Annotated in this window: 14 protein-coding genes and 4 tRNA genes; 12 read left to right on the forward strand and 6 right to left on the reverse strand. The window is 73.1% G+C overall.

All coding sequences use genetic code 11. The features are described from left to right. Positions 1 to 67: 67 nt before the first annotated feature. Together glmS and SROS_RS30295 are read right to left on the reverse strand one after the other, a co-directional pair. Complete coding sequence (glmS, locus tag SROS_RS30290; RefSeq protein ID WP_012892731.1) at positions 68 to 1,888, reverse strand: glutamine--fructose-6-phosphate transaminase (isomerizing); 1,821 nt, start codon at positions 1,886 to 1,888, stop codon at positions 68 to 70. Positions 1,889 to 1,899: 11 nt separating this feature from the next. Further along, on the reverse strand, positions 1,900 to 2,175 hold the full coding sequence (locus SROS_RS30295) for a hypothetical protein (RefSeq protein ID WP_012892732.1): 276 nt from the start codon (positions 2,173 to 2,175) through the stop codon (positions 1,900 to 1,902). 154 nt (positions 2,176 to 2,329) lie between these two features. On the opposite strand from SROS_RS30295, the gene SROS_RS30300 reads away from it, so the two are divergent. From SROS_RS30300 to pcp, 9 genes are all read left to right on the forward strand, one after another. After that, entirely contained in the window at positions 2,330 to 4,330 is a 2,001-nt protein-coding gene (locus SROS_RS30300) for an N-acetylmuramoyl-L-alanine amidase (RefSeq protein WP_012892733.1), read from the forward strand. 76 nt (positions 4,331 to 4,406) lie between these two features. Further along, positions 4,407 to 4,481: transfer RNA gene (locus SROS_RS30305), tRNA-Gly, on the forward strand. Between the two features lie 22 nt (positions 4,482 to 4,503). Further along, positions 4,504 to 4,574 (forward strand) — tRNA-Cys (locus SROS_RS30310). Between the two features lie 77 nt (positions 4,575 to 4,651). Continuing rightward, positions 4,652 to 4,723 (forward strand) — tRNA-Gly (locus tag SROS_RS30315). Positions 4,724 to 4,736: 13 nt separating this feature from the next. Further along, positions 4,737 to 4,811 (forward strand) — tRNA-Val (locus tag SROS_RS30320). Between the two features lie 218 nt (positions 4,812 to 5,029). After that, positions 5,030 to 5,917 (forward strand): hypothetical protein, encoded by an 888-nt coding sequence (locus SROS_RS30325; protein WP_012892734.1) that lies wholly within the window; start codon positions 5,030 to 5,032, stop codon positions 5,915 to 5,917. Positions 5,918 to 6,115: 198 nt separating this feature from the next. Continuing rightward, complete coding sequence (locus tag SROS_RS30330; RefSeq protein ID WP_012892735.1) at positions 6,116 to 7,969, forward strand: endonuclease/exonuclease/phosphatase family protein; 1,854 nt, start codon at positions 6,116 to 6,118, stop codon at positions 7,967 to 7,969. A gap of 27 nt (positions 7,970 to 7,996) precedes the next feature. After that, positions 7,997 to 8,374, forward strand: coding sequence for a thiol-disulfide oxidoreductase DCC family protein (locus tag SROS_RS30335; protein WP_012892736.1), 378 nt, complete (start codon positions 7,997 to 7,999; stop codon positions 8,372 to 8,374). Then, positions 8,371 to 8,991, forward strand: coding sequence for a pyroglutamyl-peptidase I (gene pcp / locus SROS_RS30340; RefSeq protein ID WP_012892737.1), 621 nt, complete (start codon positions 8,371 to 8,373; stop codon positions 8,989 to 8,991). Before SROS_RS30335 ends, pcp begins: the two co-directional genes overlap by 4 nt. A gap of 102 nt (positions 8,992 to 9,093) precedes the next feature. Here the strand turns inward: pcp and SROS_RS30345 are convergent, their stop codons facing one another. Beyond that, the gene (locus SROS_RS30345; RefSeq protein ID WP_012892738.1) at positions 9,094 to 10,134 is read right to left on the reverse strand and encodes a hypothetical protein; all 1,041 of its coding nucleotides are present in this window, start codon (positions 10,132 to 10,134) and stop codon (positions 9,094 to 9,096) included. Positions 10,135 to 10,222: 88 nt separating this feature from the next. After that, positions 10,223 to 11,659 (reverse strand): glutamate--cysteine ligase family protein, encoded by a 1,437-nt coding sequence (locus SROS_RS30350; protein ID WP_012892739.1) that lies wholly within the window; start codon positions 11,657 to 11,659, stop codon positions 10,223 to 10,225. 202 nt (positions 11,660 to 11,861) lie between these two features. Here SROS_RS30350 and SROS_RS30355 point away from each other — a divergent pair, with 202 nt between their 5' ends. Continuing rightward, positions 11,862 to 12,953, forward strand: a complete 1,092-nt coding sequence (locus SROS_RS30355) for an alcohol dehydrogenase catalytic domain-containing protein (RefSeq protein ID WP_012892740.1) — start codon at positions 11,862 to 11,864, stop codon at positions 12,951 to 12,953. On the opposite strand, the gene SROS_RS30360 is transcribed toward SROS_RS30355, so the two are convergent. Then, entirely contained in the window at positions 12,907 to 13,467 is a 561-nt protein-coding gene (locus SROS_RS30360; protein ID WP_148269250.1) for a carboxymuconolactone decarboxylase family protein, read from the reverse strand. The two genes, SROS_RS30355 and SROS_RS30360, sit on opposite strands and share 47 nt — an antisense overlap. 31 nt (positions 13,468 to 13,498) lie before the next feature. Here SROS_RS30360 and SROS_RS30365 point away from each other — a divergent pair, with 31 nt between their 5' ends. Further along, positions 13,499 to 14,260, forward strand: a complete 762-nt coding sequence (locus SROS_RS30365; protein WP_012892742.1) for an SDR family NAD(P)-dependent oxidoreductase — start codon at positions 13,499 to 13,501, stop codon at positions 14,258 to 14,260. A gap of 239 nt (positions 14,261 to 14,499) precedes the next feature. Beyond that, on the forward strand, positions 14,500 to 16,395 hold the full coding sequence (locus SROS_RS30370; RefSeq protein ID WP_043653240.1) for a S9 family peptidase: 1,896 nt from the start codon (positions 14,500 to 14,502) through the stop codon (positions 16,393 to 16,395). A gap of 103 nt (positions 16,396 to 16,498) precedes the next feature. On the opposite strand, the gene SROS_RS30375 is transcribed toward SROS_RS30370, so the two are convergent. Further along, entirely contained in the window at positions 16,499 to 17,437 is a 939-nt protein-coding gene (locus tag SROS_RS30375; protein ID WP_012892744.1) for an MBL fold metallo-hydrolase, read from the reverse strand. Positions 17,438 to 17,464 lie beyond the last annotated feature (27 nt).

The raw sequence follows: 17,464 nt of genomic DNA on the forward strand, positions 1-17,464 counted from the left end.
TAGGTTATCGACACATCACTTTCTGTCGTACATTGGGGGGTCTTACCGCCATCCGGTAGGAGTCGGCTTATTCCACCGTGACGCTCTTAGCCAGGTTGCGAGGCTTGTCCACGTCACGCTCCAGCGCCACGGCGGCGTGGTAGGCCAGGAGCTGGAGCGGGATCGACAGCAGGATCGGGTCCAGCTCCGTCTCGTTCCTGGGCACCACGACGCAGTCGTCGGCCAGCTTGGGGTCGGCCGTACGGTGGCCCACCATGAGCACCCGGCCGCCGCGCGCGCGGATCTCGCCCAGCGTGGTGAGGTTCTTGTCCAGCAGCTCGTCGTCGGGGACGATCGCCACGGTCGGCATCTCCGGGCCGATCAGCGCCAGCGGCCCGTGCTTGAGCTCGCTGGCCGGGTAGGCCTCGGCGTGCACGTAGGAGATCTCCTTGAGCTTCTGCGCGCCCTCGCGCGCCACCGGGTAGCCCCGGACCCGGCCGACGAACATCATGCTCGGCGAGTCGGCGTACTTGCGCGCGAGCTCCTTGATCTGCGGCTCCAGCGCGAGGATCTCCTTGATCTGGCCGGGCAGCCTGCGCAGGCCCTCGCAGATGCGGCGGCCGTCGGCCGGGGACAGGTCGCGCACCCGGCCCAGGTGCAGCGCCAGCAGCGCGAAGGCCACCGCGGTCGAGGTGAACGCCTTCGTGCTCGCCACCGAGACCTCCGGGCCGGCGTGCAGGTAGACACCGCCGTCGCACTCGCGGGCGATGGCGCTGCCGACGGTGTTGACGATGCCGAGCACCCGGCCGCCCTTGCGCTTGAGCTCCTGGACGGCGGCGAGGGTGTCGTAGGTCTCCCCCGACTGGCTGATCGCCACGTAGAGGGTGTCGGGCTCCACGACCGGGCTGCGGTAGCGGAACTCGCTGGCCGGCTCGGCGTCGGCCGGGATCCGCGCCAGCTCCTCGATGAGCTGGGCGCCGATCTGGCCCGAGTAGTAGGCGGAGCCGCAACCGATGATCTTCACTCGGCGGAACGACCGGGTCTCGCGCGCGTCCATGTTGAGACCGCCCAGGTGGGCGATGTGGAAGCGGTCGTCCAGCCGCCCGCGCAGCGTCCGGGCCACGGTCTCGGGCTGCTCGGAGATCTCCTTGAGCAGGTAGTGCTCGTAGCCGCCGGTGTCGTAGTGCCCGGCATCCCAGTCGACGGTCAGCGGCTCCTTGGCCGTCGGCCTCGCGTCGCCGGCGAAGGTGTGGAACCCGTCGGCCTTCAGCACCGCCAGCTCGCCGTCCTCCAGGTGCACCACCTGGCGGGTGTAGCGGACCAGCGCGGCCACGTCGGAGGCGGCGAACATCTCCTTCTCGCCGATGCCCAGCACGATCGGGCTGCCGTTGCGGGCCACCACCACCTCGCCGGGCCGCTGGGCGTCGATCACCGCGATGCCGTAGGTGCCCACGATCCGCTTCAGCGCCGTCCGGACCGCCTCCTCCAGCGAGTCGGCCTCCACGACGGTGCGGGCGATCAGGTGCGACAGCACCTCGGTGTCGGTCTCGGACAGGAAGACCGCGCCGTCGGCCTCCAGCTTGGCGCGCAGCTCGTCGGCGTTCTCGATGATGCCGTTGTGCACGACGGCGATGCGCTCGTCGGCGGACAGGTGGGGGTGGGCGTTGACGTCGCTGGGCGCCCCGTGGGTGGCCCACCGGGTGTGCCCGATGCCCAGTCCCCCCTTGAACCGCGCCGGCACGACCGCCGCCAGGTCGGCCACCCGGCCCTTGACCTTGCGCATCTTCAGACCCTTGTTGGAGATCACCACGCCGGCCGAGTCGTAGCCCCGGTACTCAAGGCGCTGCAGGCCCTCCAGCAGGATCGGCGCCGCATCCTTGGGCCCTACATAAGCCACGATTCCGCACATCTAACCGCTCCTTACCCGTAGACGATCCGGCGCAGCTGGCGCAGGGAGAGTTCAGGTGCCGCGACACGGCGGGACGGGATCTCGGCGGCGATCCGGGGGAAGATCTCCTCGTTGACCAGCCCCCTGGCCTTGAGCTCGGCGTGACGCCGCCGGACGAACTCCTCGACGGGCTCGGAGAAGTAGGCCAGCACGTCCGCCACCACCCGCGCCGCCTCGCCCGGACCGAGCGCGCTCGTCCGGGTCAGGTGGGTAATCAGATCCTCATGCGGATGCCATGCCGTGGACACAGAGCAGGACCATACGCACCATCGGTGGCCTTCACCAAGTTTTCTGCCCGATTTCGGGCAAGGATTGCCCCAGTCGGCCCCAAGCACCCCCGACCGTGAGACAGTCGGCAATCGAACATAACTCTGGGTAGTCGTCCGGTCGGGAGGGACCACCATGCGCCGTCTGCCGGCAGTCACCGTCCTCGCCCTCGTCGCCGTGCTGGCCCTGCCCGCCGCCGCGGCGCCGACGCCGGACGGCGGGCGGACGGAGAGCGGGCAGGCTCCCCCCGCCCGGACGGCCCCGGCGCACGGGACGCCGGGGAGGGGGCAGGCGGCCACCGCCCGGCCGTACGGGACATCGGAGAGCAGGCAGGCGGCCTTCGCCCGGGCGGCCCGGACGTACGGCGTGCCGGAGAGCGTGCTCCTCGCGGTCTCCTACCTGGAGTCCCGCTGGGACGCCAACGACGGGCTGCCCAGCGTCTCGGCGGGCTACGGCCCCATGCACCTGGTCGACGGCCGGACCGGTCCGGGCCGCCACCGTCACGGCGGGGAGGACCCGCGCGGCGACGAGAGCCGGCCGCACCCGCCCGTGGTCCCGGAGCCCGCTGCGCCCCCGCCCGAGGACACCCTGCGCCGCGCGGCGGAGCTGACCGGGATCGCCCCCGGGCTGCTGCGCCGGGACCCGGTGGCCAACATCCAGGGCGGCGCGGCGCTGCTCGCCGACCACCAGCGGCGTACCGGCGAGCGGCCGAGCACCGATCCGGCACGGTGGTACGGCGCGGTGGCCCGCTATCCGGGCACGAAGGACGCCGGGGCGGCGACGTCCTTCGCCGACGAGGTCTACGCGACGATCCGCACCGGCGTCGCGCGCGTGACCGACGACGGCGAGCGGGTGGTCCTGCCCGCGATCCCGGACCTGTCCCCGCGGCGGCCGCCCGCCCCGTCCGGACTGCTCCGCGCCCCCGCCCCCGCCGCCGGCCCCGACTGCCCGCCCACCGTCTCCTGCGAGTGGATGCCGGCCGCCTACCGCCGGCTCAAGAACGGCGACTACGGCAACCACGACCGCTACGACGGCCCCCGCCGGATCGACTACATCGTCATCCACGACGGGGAGAGCAGCTATGACGCCATAACCCGGCTGACCCGCAACCCCACCTACCTGAGCTGGCACTTCACGCTGCGATCCGGCGACGGCCACATCGCCCAGCACCTGCGGGGCAGCGACATCGGCTGGCACGCGGGAAACTGGTACGTCAACACCCGCTCCATCGGCCTGGAGCACGAGGGCTACCTGGCCAAGGGCGGCGCCTGGTACACCGAGGCGATGTACCGCTCCTCGGCCGCGCTGGTCGCCCATCTCGCGCGCAAGTACGGCGTGCCCCTGAACCGGGCGCACATCATCGGCCACGACAACGTGCCGGGCACCACCCCGGAGGGCGTGCGGGACATGCACCAGGACCCCGGCCCCTACTGGGACTGGGCCCACTACTTCGAGCTGCTCGGCAGCCCGCTGACCGGCTCCGCCGACCCCGGCTCCCGCTCGGTGCTGATCAGGCCGGACTACGCCCTCAACCAGCCGCGCTTCACCGGCTGCGCCAAGTCCGGCGAGTGCCCCCCGCAGGGTGCCGCCTCGGTCTGGCTGCACAGCCGCCCCTCGGAGGAGGCCCCGCTGGTCAAGGACATCGGCAAGCACCCCACGGGCGCCTCCACCTACGGCGTCTACGACCACGCGGCCCGTGCCTCCACCGGCCAGCGCTACGCGCTCGCCGAGCGCAGGGGCGACTGGACGGCCATCTGGTATCTCGGGCAGAAGGCGTGGTTTCATGACCCCGAGACCGCCCGCACGTCCGTGCCCGCCGCCGGCCGCCTGGTGACGCCCCGGCCCGGCCGCGCCCCCGTCAAGGTGTACGGCAGGGCCTACCCCGAGGCGTCGGCCTACCCCCGGGGCGTCCCCCGGCAGGAGCTGATCCCCCTGCAGTACTCCTTCCCTGCCGGGCAGTTCTACAGCCTTGGCATGACGAGCCGCGCCACCTACCTCCGGTCGGGCGCCCTGGACCCGTCGAGGAACCGGGTCGTCAGGGGCGACGTCCGTTACCACCAGATCCAGTTCGGCCACCGGATCATGTTCGTCCGGGCCGCCGACGTCAAGGTGGTCCCCCAGGAAGATCCCCGGTAGGCCGCCGGGTTGCGCACATCCGCGCTCCGGAGGCGCTAGAGTTTTCACGTGCCCCGGACGAGTCGCCGGGAATCACGCGGAAGTGGCTCAGTGGTAGAGCATCACCTTGCCAAGGTGAGGGTCGCGGGTTCGAATCCCGTCTTCCGCTCCAGCAGGTCCTCCGGGATCTGACTGGTGGAGTGGCCGAGAGGCGAGGCAACGGCCTGCAAAGCCGTGTACACGGGTTCAAATCCCGTCTCCACCTCAGTGCACGGACATCGGAGTCCCAAGGATCCGGTAAAGTAGCGCATGTGCCGCAGAGGGGAAACCCGAAGCAGACACGCGGAAGTGGCTCAGTGGTAGAGCATCACCTTGCCAAGGTGAGGGTCGCGGGTTCGAATCCCGTCTTCCGCTCTGGTTCACCCGAGGACGATTAGCTCAGCGGGAGAGCGCTTCCCTGACACGGAAGAGGTCACAGGTTCAATCCCTGTATCGTCCACCATCGAAGATCCCCAGGCTCCGGCCTGGGGATCTTTTTTCTGCCGGTACCACCGAGCCGGTGGCACCGCGACGCCGAGAGCGCCGATCCCCTTTCACAGATCGCGACGATCTTCCTCTTGACACGCGGCGCATCGCCGGCGAGAGGCAACATAGAGGGACGCATAGCTGGAAATCGGTTAATCGCTATGCTCTTTTGACCGTGGCGAAAGGGGCCGGCCTGTGCAGCGCGTGGTGGTCGATCCGGAGGTGCCCGCGGACGTCGCCGAGCTCCTCCGGCGGAACGGGCCACTGCTCTCCCGCTTCCGGGCCGGATGGAGTCCGGAGCCGGGGGACGTCTCGCGGCTTCCGGCGGCCCTCGTGGCGCCCCTCGCGGTGACGGCGGCCCTGGCCGCCGCCGTCACCGCCCTCACCGGTGCGTCCGTCGGATTCCTGCTCGTCCTGCTCGCCGTCTACGCGACGGTCCTCACCTGCGTCTACATCGGCAGGAAACCCGCTCCGTACGACGCCGTCGAGCGCGTCCTGTACCGGCACTCGCAGCGGTACAGAGGGGGCTACCTGATCCTGGAGGACTTCGACTACGGCGCCAGGGATCTGCTCGGCCGGGTCCAGCGGGCGATCGACTACATCCTCGGCTCCCGGGTCAACACCATGGGGATGCTCGACAGCGTGCGCAACTCGGTGATGTTGCCGGCCGAGGAATGGGAGATCGCCCGCCTGCTGACCAAGCTGTCGGCGCTGCGGGCCAAGCACGGCAGCCTCGCCCGCGGCGGCAGGACGCCGGAGGTGGCCGCCGCGATGGCGCCGCTGGAGCGGGCGCTGGCCGCCAGCGAGGCCGCCGTCGTCGCCCGGGTGGAGACTCTGGAACGTTACGCGCGGCACGTCTCCAATGCCGAACGCGCCCTCAGGTCCCAGGGCCAGATCGACGCCCTCCTGGCCCACCTGCCCGAGTACGAGCAGCTCGTCGCCGAGACGGGGGCGGCCAGGTTCTCCGCACCGGAGATCGGCCACCTGAGCGAGGACGCCGCCCAGCTCCAGCGGGCGCTCCGCGACAGCGTCCGCTCCGCCCACGAGGCCTTCCGCTATCTCGACGGGCCCCGGCCCGGCTGACCCCGCGGCGCCGGTGGCTCCGTTCACCCCCGGCCCGGCCGACCGGCCGGGACCCGGTCCACCGCCTCCGGCCCCGTCGGCCGCGACGGCGGCTCCGTTCACCGCCGCCTGATCCGGGAACGCCGATCGGGCCGGGAAGTTCGCCCTTGCCATGGGTCCCCAAGGAAGCGAGGATGGCTCACATTCCTTGGAGGTAGCATGCGGATCCGCGTGGATGTCGCCCTCGGCGTGGTGGTGCTGATCGATGTGCTGCGGGTCTTCCTGCCGTCGCTGATCACCCTGTTCGGCCGGGCGGGCAGCACGCCCGCGGAGATGATGGGCCTGTACGCCGCCTCCTGGTTCGTGGTGGCCTTCCTCACGGTCCCGCTGGCCCGGTCGGTCCCGCCGCGCCGGGTGGCGCTCGGCGCCGGTCTCCTGCTGCTCCTGGCCCGGCTGGCGCTGCAGCCGACCTCCGGCGGCGAGATCCAGCTCCACCTGGCGAGCGCGGGCCTGCTGGCCGGACTGGTCTGGCTGACGGCGACCGCGATGGCCGCCCGGGACGCCCGGCCCGCGATGGCCGGGGTGATCACCGGCCTGGCGGCCTCCACGGTGATCCACGCGGCACTGGACGGCATCGACCTGATGTGGCGGCCCGGCCCGGTCCCGTGGGTGGCGCTGGCGGCCGAGCTCGGGCTGTCCGCGGTGTTCCTGCTGCGGCCCGGTCCCGCCGGGGAGGAGCACTCGGGCGCCCCGCGCGCCTGGCTGCCGGTCGGTCCCGCCCTGCTGCTGTGGGGCCTGTACACGGGCAACACCGCGCACGCCCAGGCCGCGGCCGGTTCCTCCGCCCTGGCCGCCGCCGCGGTCGTGGCGGCGTTCGCGGTGCTGTCGACGGCGCCCGCCGCGCAGCCGCTGCTCCGGCGGCCGCTGGTGCCCGCCGTCGCCCTGGTCGCCTCCGCCGTGGCGTTCACGTTCGGCGAGGCCACGGTGGGCGGCGTCCACGGCGTGGCCCCGGGCTGGACGATCGCCGCGCAGATCGTCGGTCAGGTCGCGCTGGGGGCCTGCCTGGCGCACGCGGCGGCGACCTTCGGCCCCGACCGCCCGCCGCGGCGCGGTCTGGCGGCGGCGGGCGGCATGCTGCTGTTCGTCGTGTTCGTCTTCGGCTACTACGCCGCCTACGACCTCTACCTGCCCAACCAGTGGGTGCCCGTCTGCGCGGCGCTCCTGGTGGCGGTGCCCGCCGTGGTAGGCGCCACCGGCCTGCCGCGGGCCTCCTACGGCCTGCGGGTGCCGATCGCCGTCGCCGCCGCCGTCGCGCTGGTGGCGGCCGTGCCCCTCTGGCAGGGCGCCACGCCGAGGTGGGAGCCGCCCGGCGACGGGCTGCGGGTGGCGGCCTACAACATCCGGATGGGGTACGGCGAGTCCGGCAGGCTGTCGCTGGAACGGCAGGCCGACACCCTCAGGGCCCTGAGGCCGCACGTGGTCGTGCTCAGCGAGGCCGATCGGGGATGGCTGCTCAACGGCGGCCACGACGACGTGCGGCTGATCGCCGAGCGGCTCGGCATGCGCTACATCTGGGCCCCGGCGGCCGACGAGGTGTGGGGGGACGCGCTCCTGACCGACCTGCCGGTCACCTCGGTCCGCAACCACGTGCTCGTTCAGGGCGGTCCGACCGGGGCGCAGGCGCTGGAGGTCGGGCTGAGATGGCAGGGCAGGGACGTCACCGTGATCGGCACCCACCTGCAGCCGCCGCCCGGCTGGCGCGAGCTCGACCAGGTGGAGCAGCTCGGGCGGATCGTCAGGGACGCCGCCGCGGGGGGCCGGCCGGTGGTCGTGGCGGGCGACCTCAACCTGGAGCCGGCGGACCCGGCCTGGGAGGTGCTCATGGGCTCCGGGCTGACCGACCCCATCGCCCCGGTCCGGCCGTTCAGCACCATCCCTACCCCGGGAGGCCCTGCCCAGCAGATCGACCACGTGCTGGTCACCCCGGGCTTCACCGGCAGGGACCAGGCCAACGTCGACGTCCCCCACTCCGACCACCGCCCCATCGCCGTCACCCTGGTCCCGCAGTCGTGATCGGAGCGGCTGGGTAGGGTCTGTTCCATGAGGGAGCAACCGGTTCTGGTCTTCGACGGCGACTGCGGGTTCTGCACGACGAGCGTCCGGTTCGCCGAGCGCCGGATCGGTGTCCGGGCCCGCGTCACCCCCTGGCAGTTCGCCGACCTGGCCGCGCTGGGCACCACGCGGGAGCGGGCGGAGCGCGAGGTCCTGTGGGTCGAGCGCGGCCGGGTGTACGGCGGAGCGCAGGCGGTCGCCAGGCTGCTGGTCGCCGCCGGCCCGCCGTGGAGCCTGCCGGGTCTCGCGCTGCGGGTGCCGCCCTTCCGGTGGGCGGCCCAGGGGCTCTACCGGCTCGTCGCGATGAACCGCCACCGGCTGCCCGGTGGGACCCCCGCCTGCGCGCTTCCGGCGGGCCGGCGATGACCGTCCTGCTCACCGGCTTCGAGCCGTTCGACGGCGCCGCGGTCAACCCGTCGTGGGAGGCGGTCAGGCTGGTGCCCGGGGTGCGGGCCGTACAGTTGCCGTGCGTGTTCGGCCAGGCGCTGGAGCACCTGCGTGCGGCGGTGCTGGAGCACGACCCCGCGGTGGTGGTCTGCGTCGGGCAGGCCGGGGGGCGGCCCGACGTGACGGTCGAGCGGGTGGCCGTCAACATCGACGACGCCCGCATCCCGGACAACGCCGGACGGCAGCCGATCGACGAGCCGGTGGTGCCCGGCGGGCCCGCCGCCTACTTCGCCACGCTGCCGGTGAAGGCGTGCGTGGCGGCGGCCCGGACGGCCGGGATCCCGGCGAGCGTGTCGCAGAGCGCCGGGACGTTCGTCTGCAACCACGTCTTCTACGGTCTCATGCATCTGATCGCCACCGAGCGGCCCGGGATCCGCGGCGGCTTCGTGCACGTGCCGTTCGCCCCGGAGCAGGTGCTCGGCCAGGCCGGGCCGTCCATGCCGGTGGCGATGGTCGCCGAGGCGCTGAAGGCGATCGTGGCGGCCGCCGTCTCGGTGGAGGGCGACCTCCGGCTGGTCGGCGGGTCGCTGCACTGAGCCGGATCGCTCGCACCGCCGCACGGAGCCGGGGCGCCGCGCTTCGGAGGTCCCCATGGTGGTGCGGGCCCCCGCGGCACCGGGCCTCCTGCGGCCGGGCCCCTACAGCGGCACGCCGTAGATCACTCGGCGGCCCGCGAACTCGGTCACGCTCCAGAGCGTCCTCTTGTCGCGGACGCAGGTGAGATCCTCGGGGCCCACCGGGTAGGGGCGCTTCCTGACCGTGTCGCCGACCACGATGAGGCTGCCGTTCCTGGACGCGCCCGCCGCCTGGCTGAGGTACCAGGTGCCGTCGTGGGAGAGCGCGCCCTGGATCTTTGCCTCGGGCAGGCGGTAGGCGTCCAGCGCGGAGGCGACGCCGCCGGCGTCGGCCCGGAACGTGCCGTCGGCGTTCAGCGGCCAGCGGGCCACCCGGCCGCCGGGGCCGTCCAGGTACTCGCCGGAGATCAGGGTGTCGGTGGCGGTCGTGCGGTCGATCGCGGCGAAGGAGAACCGGGCGCCGCCCGAGGTCGGGGTCCAGGCTCCGGTCTGCGGCATCACGTAGCGGTAGCCGAAGGCGTTGTGCACCTCGCCCTTCCTGCCGATCCTGGTCTTGTCGTCCCCGTCCACCTCGAAGATGTGCCGGGTGTCGAAGACCCGCATGCCCCGGCTGGTGTCGGCGACGTAGAGCAGGTCGCCGTACCAGGCGACGCCGCCGGCATGGATGTCGATCGGGGCGATGTCGCCGTCTGCGCCGGCCCGCACGAGCAGGACGTGCCGGTAGCGCAGGGCCGCCGTGTCGAGGAAGGACAGGCGCACTCCCCGCTCGGCCCCCGTCTCGGGCTTGAAGTACCAGCTCACCACGTATGTCCCCCCGCCGGTCCCCGCGTCGGAGGAGCAGGTCAGCCCCTGGGGGTACCAGTCGCGGACGGCGTTGTCGTCGGCGTCGAAGCAGTACCAGTCCACCGGCCGGGGCCTCATCGTCCCGAAGGCCCCGGCCCCGGTGGCCCCCTTCCTGGCCGCGACGCGGTTCGCCTTGGCCAGCACGGTGTCGAGGGTCACGCGCTTGAGCTGCTTCTCCAGGGCCCGGACCCCGGCTGCGAGGTCACCGCCGTCCCGCTTCAGCTGGAAGGGCTCCGCCGCTACGGCCGTCATCCCACTCATGGGGGGTTCTCCTCCGCCGGTCACGCCCGGATGGGCGGATCAAGGTGTGGAGTTCATGAGTATGCCCCGACTTGAATATCTTTTGTGATCATATGGGCCAGGTGTGCACCGGCTCCCCCGTGAGCGACAGCTCCCGGTAGCGGGTCACCATGCGGGCCCGGGCCGCCGGATCGCCGCCGAGCCCTTCGACGACCTGGCGCTGCCAGATCGCACCGGTACGGCGGAGCCTGACCCGTTCCCGGATGATGTCCAGCGCCCAGTCGGCCTCGGCCGGGTCCACCCCCACCCGTTCAAGCCCGGCCTTCGCGACGGGCAGCAGGTCCAGGGCGAGCTGCGCGGCCGGCACCTCCCCCTCCACGCCCGGCCAGGCCATCGGCGCGTCCAGGCCGTGGATCGCGGCGCGGTAGAAGTTGCGGTAGGCCGCGGCGAAGGGGAAGTCCTCGACCGGCCCGGCCGCCATGGCGGCGGTGAGCCCGAGCAGGAACGCGGCGTTGGCCGCCATGTCGGCGGGGGTCGGACCGGCCGGCAGGGCGCGCATCTCCACCCGCAGGTGGCCGCCGTCCGCGGGGTCGTAGATCGGCCGGTTCCACTGCCACACCGTCCCCTGGTGCAGCCGGAGCTCGGCCAGCCCGGGAGCCTCCCCTTCCCCGGCGGGGACCTGCTCCGAGGTCATCGGCAGCACCGGCTCGTAGTCGCGGACACAGGTCTCGAACATCTCCTCGGCGCCGCTCACCCAGCCGGAGCCGAAGGCCACCCGCCGGTCCCTGCGGTCGAGCCGTTCCACGTCCCGGTCGTCGGCCGACTCCTCGAACAGCGCGATCCTGGTCTCCTCCCACAACCGCCTGCCCAGGAAACCCGGCGAGTTGCCGCTGACCGCCAGGACCGGGCCGGTGGCCAGCTGGGCGGCGTTGTAGACGCGGGCGAAGTCGGCGGGAGCCGTACGGAGGTGGACCTGCCAGGAGGTGTTGGCGCTCTCCAGGATCACCCCCTCGACCTCCAGCTCCAGCTCCTCGACCCCTTCGATGCGCACCCGGAACGGTTCGGTGCGCAGCCGCCGCATGCCCCGGCTCAGCGCCCGGTAGCGGCTCTCGTCGCTGAGCGCCTCGTGGGTGAAGTCGAACTCGCTCAGCGAGGGCAGGATCCCGATCGCCAGGGCCTGCCCGCCCTGTGTCCCCGCCGCCGCGTCCACCAGGGCCATCGTCTCGCGCAGCTCCCGCACCAGGGCGCTGAAGGGCCGCCCGGCGATCGGCAGCGGCGTCAGGTTGACCTCCAGGTTGAACCGGCCGAGTTCCGGCACGAGCCGGTCGTCGTCGGCGGCGTCGCGCACCTCGTGGTTGCGCGGAAGCGGCCGGCCGTCGGGGGTGATGAGGAACATCTCCAGCTCGGCCCCGATGGTCGCGGGCCCGGTACCGAAGCCCGGCCTGGCGAGCAGCTCGCGGAGCGCGGCGAGCTGCTCTTCCAGCCGTTCGCCGAAGCGGGCGAACTCCGCCTCGGAGAATCGGTCCTTGTCGACTTGCTGACCCATCTCACCATCCGATCCGTTGGTCCTTGTGCCCCCTCCTCTGTCCCAGCCCGGGGGTTCTAATCGGCCCGCGGCGTAAGTGACGGCCCGCACGGCGCATCCGCCCCCCTTCTCCGGGCGCTCCGGGGGCCTGGAGAATGCTGCACAGGCCGCCGGGCCGCGCGAGCGGGCCGGCGGCGCCGGACGAGTCAGGGAGTGTGCGCCGATGCGAGCGGTGGTCTTCGACGCCTTCGGGTCAGATCTGCGGGTGTGCGAGGTGCCCGCTCCCGCGCCGCCGCCCGGCGGGGCGGTGATCCGGGTGGAGGCGACCGGGCTGTGCCGGAGCGACTGGCACGGCTGGCAGGGCCACGACCCGGACATCCGGGTCCTGCCGCACGTTCCCGGGCACGAGCTGGCGGGGGTCGTCGAGGACGTGGGGCCGGGGGTGGGCTCGTGGCGGGCCGGTGACCGGGTGACGGTCCCGTTCGTCTGCGCCTGTGGTTCCTGTACGGCGTGCGCGGCCGGCGACCAGCAGGTCTGCGAGCGCCAGACCCAGCCGGGCTTCACCCACTGGGGCTCCTTCGCCGAGTACGTGGCGATCGAGAACGCGGATGTGAACCTGGTGGCGCTGCCGGAGGAGATGACCTTCCCCACCGCCGCGAGCCTGGGCTGCCGCTTCGCCACCGCCTTCCGCGCCGTCGTGACGGTCGGCCGGGTACGGCCCGGCGAGTGGGTGGCGGTGCACGGCTGCGGCGGGGTCGGCCTGTCCGCCGTGATGATCGCCGCCGCCGCGGGCGCACGGGTGGTCGCCGTGGACGTCTCCCCCCAGGCCCTGGACCTGGCCCGGCGGTTCGGCGCCGCCGCCTGCGTCACCGCCGCCGCTCCGGCCGCCGCTCCCGGCGCCGCTGACGTCCCGCCGGGCGGGGCCGGTGTCGCCGCACGCGTCCTGGAGCTGACCGGCGGCGGGGCCCACGTCTCGATCGACGCCCTGGGCAGCCCGCAGACGTGCGCGTCGTCGATCGAGGGCCTGCGCCGCCGGGGCCGGCACGTCCAGATCGGCCTGCTGCCGGGCCTCACCTCGCTGCCGATGAACCGGGTGATCGGCTACGAGCTCGAACTCCTCGGCAGCCACGGCATGGCCGCCCACGCCTATCCCGCGATGCTGGAGATGGTCGCCGCCGGCCTCCTCCGCCCGGACCTGCTGATCACCCGCACCGTCGGCCTCGACGGAGCGGGACCCGCGCTCGCCGCGATCGGCTCCGTGCCGGGCGTCACGATGATCCTGCCGGGGGGACCGGAGGGTCCCCGACGCCCGTGAGCGCCGTGCCCGCTTCCTCCAGGGGGACGCGCAGGACGGTGAGGACCACGGCGAGCATGTCGTAGTGGGCGACGAGCATGACCAGCTCGATCCGGCCGGGCTCGTCGTAGCGGGCGCACAGGGCCTCCCACGTCTCGTCGGCGATGTCTCCGGAGCGGTGCATCTCGTCGGCCACCTCCAGCACCAGCCGGTCGCCGGCGCCCCAGCCGTGCCCGTGGCCGCGGACGGCCTCGATCTCGGCCTCGGTCAGCCCGGCCTCCCGGGCCAGCCGTACGTGCTGGACCCACTCGTACGCGCTCCCGCGGTTGTGCGCGGTGCGCAGGACGGCCAGCTCCCGGTCACGGGCGGGCAGCGTGCCGTACAGCAGCGCGGCGCCGAACCCGATCCACGCCTGGAACAGCGCGGGATGGCGGGCCAGCGTGGTGAAGACGTTGTAGGGGCCGGTGCCCTCGACCACGCGGGCCAGGAACCCGTCCCACTGTTCGGGCGGCAACGGTTCGACTCGGGGATTCACGGATCAGAGGTTACTTACTACGATCGCGATTGTGAACGGTCGCTTGGTAGGTAGACGTGTACTGGTCGTGGGAGCGGGCACCCGCCCCTCCCTCGACCCCGAACCGCCGGTCGGGAACGGGCGGGCGATCGCGGTCGAGGCCGCGCGGCAGGGCGCCACGGTGGTCTGCGCGGACGTGGACGAGGACGCGGCCGCCGAGACGGCCGGGTGGATCGGCCGCGAGGGCGGGAAGGCCGAGGTGATCACCGTGGACCTGGCCGACGGTGACGCCTGCGAGGCGCTGACCGGCCGGGCGGGCGCGGTGGACGGCATCGTGCTCAACGCCGCGATCGGCTCCGGGCTGGCCCTGGCGGGGACCAGCGCCGCCGACTGGGACCGGGTGTTCGCGGTCAACCTGCGCGGCCACTTCCTGGTCTGCAAGGGCGCGCTGCCCCTGCTCGGCTCCGGCGGCTCGATCGTGTTCATCGGTTCGGTGGCCGGGCTGCGCCCCGGCAGCCTGATCCCGGCCTACGACGCCTCCAAGGCGGGGCTGGTCGGCCTGGCCAGGCACGTCGCGCTGGAGGGCGCCGGCCTCGGGATCCGGGCGAACCTGGTGGCCCCCGGCCTGATCGACACCCCGCTCGGCCGGGACGCGGCCAGGCTCTGGGAGCACCGCGGCCAGGTGATGGTCCCGATGGGCCGCCAGGGAACCGCCTGGGAGGTGGCGAAGGTGACGACCTTCCTGCTCTCGGACGACGCGAGCTACGTCACCGGCCAGGTCCTCGCCGTGGACGGCGGTCTCACCCTGTTGTAGGGGCGACGGGCACTCCGGCACCTCGTGCGGCGTCTGCCGGCGCCCGGCCGGGGCGGAGCCGGCCGGGCCGTCGCGGCGCGCCGAGTGGCTCCGCGCCCGCCCCTCATCGGCCCGCCCCTCGTCGGCCCGTGCCGCGCCGGGCCGTGCTCCCCCGGTTCCGCTGCGGGCGGATCGGCCTGCGCGGACATGCGGGTTTCGTACCGCAAAAGATGATTAGCACGGTGATAACGTCCCTGGGCATGCGTCCAGAAGATCTCGCCCTGCTGCATGTCCCCGGTAGCGTCACCCTTCACGAGGATCTCATCCTCGTCGACGTGGCCCGCCCCGATCTGGAGGCCGACGCCTACCGCGGGGGCCTGTGGCGGCTCCCCCAGGACGGCCCGCCCGTCCAGTTCACCTTCGGCGACCACGACAGCTCGCCCCGGATCTCCCCCGACGGGGCCTGGGTGGCCTTCCTGCGCGCGCAGGACGGCGGCAGGCCACAGCTCCACGTGATGCCCACCGGCGGCGGCGAGGCACGCCCTCTCACCGACCTGCCGCTCGGCGCGGGCGCCCCGGTCTGGGCCCCCGACTCCCGCCGGATCGCGTTCGTCGCACGGGTCCCCGAAGCCGGCCGCTACGGCACCGAGGAGGACGTGAGCGCCGCGGCCGAGGCGCCGCGCCGCATCACCGGGTTCCGCTACCGGCACGACGGCGTCGGCTTCACCCTTGACCGGTGGCCCGCCCTGTTCGTGGTCAACGCCCTGGCGGACATCCCGCAGCCGGTCCGGCTCACCGAGGGGCCCTACGAGGTCGCCTCCCCGAGCTGGACCCCCGACGGCGAGCACGTGCTGGTCTCGGCCGACCGCGACCTGGACGGCGAGAGCCTGCACTCCGACCTGTACGCGGTGCCGGCCGGCGGCGGCGCGCCGATCCCGGTGGTGCGCAGCGCCGGATCGGCCGGGCTGCCCGTCGCGCTCCCCGGCGGGGACGTGCTCTACCTCGGCACGGCCTTCTCCGGCATCCACGCGGTGGCCCGCAACACCGGCCTCTTCCGCGCCCCCCTGCGGATCGGCGGCGAGCCGGCGACCGGGGTACGGCTGACGGAGGAGGAGTCGGTGGACATCGAGCCGCTGCCCCCCATCGCGACCGAGGACGGCGTGCTGGTCGCGGTGCGGGTGCGCGGCGCGGTCGAGCTGCGGCTGGCCCCCTCCGACACCCCGGAGACGCCGCTGGAGAAGCTCCCCCTCGTGCTGGGCGAGCGGGCGGGCGTCAAGACGTTCACCTCCTACGGCGACCAGGTCGTGGCGGTGGTGTCCACCCCGGAGAGCCCCGGGGAGGTGGTCACCCCGGCCGGGACGCTCACGGACTTCAACGGGTCGCCGGCCGGACGGCGCCCGCTGCAGGAGATCACCGCCGTGTCCGCCGACGGCTACCCCGTCCACGGCTGGCTTGCCCTGCCGGAGGGCGAGGGCCCGCACCCGGTCCTGCTGAACGTGCACGGCGGCCCGTTCCACCACCACGGGTGGGGCTTCCTGGACGAGACCCAGGTCTACGCCGCCGCCGGATACGCGGTGGTCCTGCCCAACCCGCGCGGTTCCAGCGGGTACGGCCAGGCGCACGGCCAGGCGGCGATCGGCGCCTTCGGCACCGTGGACGTCGACGACGTGCTCGCCCTGCTGGACGCGGCGCTGGCCCGGCCCGAGTGCGACGGCGAGCGGGTGGGCGTGATGGGCGGCTCCTACGGCGGATTCATGACGAGCTGGCTGGCCGCCCACCACGGAGAGCGTTTCAAGGCGGCCTGGAGCGAGCGGGCGGTCAACGCCTGGGACTCCTTCACCGGCTCCTCCGACATCGGCTGGTTCTTCGCCGAGGCCTACTGCGGTCCCGACATCGAGGTCCAGCGCGCGATGAGCCCGCTGTACCACGCCGACCGGATCGACCTGCCGTTCGCCGTGGTCCACTCCGAGGAGGACTGGCGCTGCCCGGTCGAGCAGGCCCAGCGCATGTTCGTCGCCCTGCGCCGCAACGGCACCCCGGCCGAGTTCCTGCTCTTCCCCGGCGAGGGGCACGAGCTCAGCCGGAGCGGCCGCCCCAGGCACCGCCTCCAGCGCTTCGAGGCCGTCCTCGAATGGTGGTCGCGGCACCTGTCCTGACCCTCCCGGGACGGGCGTTCACCTGGCGCCCGCGGGGCGGACGCCAGGTGAGACCAGCCAGGTCAGATCAGGCAGGCCAGGCAGACCAGGCAGACCAGGCAGATCAGGCCAGGCAGGTCAGCGGCCTGCCTCCGTTGAACTCCACCATCTCGAGCATCGCGGTGACGAGGTCGATCGGCTCCCCCGGAGGCAGGCCGTCCAGCTCGGCGTAGGCCCGGTGCAGGTTGCCGACGATGCGCTCGGGGTCGAGCAGCCCGCCGTACTCGCCGAGGTCGGTCTCGCGCGCCGCCTCCAGCGGCGACAGACCGGCCGCCCGGCCGAGCTCGGCGGTGGCCATCACGAACCGCAGGTATCCCTGCACGTGGTCGATGACCTCCGGCCCGCAGACCCCGCCGTGGCCGGGCACGATCGTCTCGGCGTTCAGCTCCCTGAGCCCGTCGAGCACCGCGATCGAACCCTGCACCGAGCCCATCATCACGAACGGCGTGCCGCCGTTGAAGACCAGGTCGCCGGCGAACAGCAGCGCCCGCTCGGGGATCCACACGATCGAGTCGTTGGTCGTGTGCGCCGGGCCGCCGACGTGCCGGACCTCGCAGCGCAGCTCGTCGGAGTGGACGGTCACCCCGTCGGTGTAGGTGAGGAACGGCGGGCAGGCCACCAGGTCGCCCCAGTCCACCTCGGTCCACGCCATCGTGCGGTACTCCGGGATCCCCTCGGCCAGGATCGTCTCCCGGGTCCGCTCGTGCCCGACGATCGTCGCCTCGGGGAAGACGAAGTTGCCGAAGGTGTGGTCGCCGTGGTGGTGGGTGTTGATCAGCGTCGTGACCGGGCGGCCGGTGACCGACCTGATCGCCTCGCGGTAGGCGCGGGTGCGCCGCTCGGTGGAGCAGGCGTCCACGCTGATCACTCCACGCCGCCCCACCAGGAAGCCGGTGTTGTTGATCCACCAGCTCCCGTCGGGCTGGATGTAGGCGTAGACGCCGTCGGAGACCTCCTGGACGCGGGCGGGAGGCAGGGGGTGGTCGTGCCTGGATGAGCTCATGGCTGGAATTGTCGTGCCGGGGCCCGG

Origin of the sequence: Streptosporangium roseum DSM 43021, from assembly GCF_000024865.1 — a bacterium.
Classification (GTDB): domain Bacteria; phylum Actinomycetota; class Actinomycetes; order Streptosporangiales; family Streptosporangiaceae; genus Streptosporangium; species Streptosporangium roseum.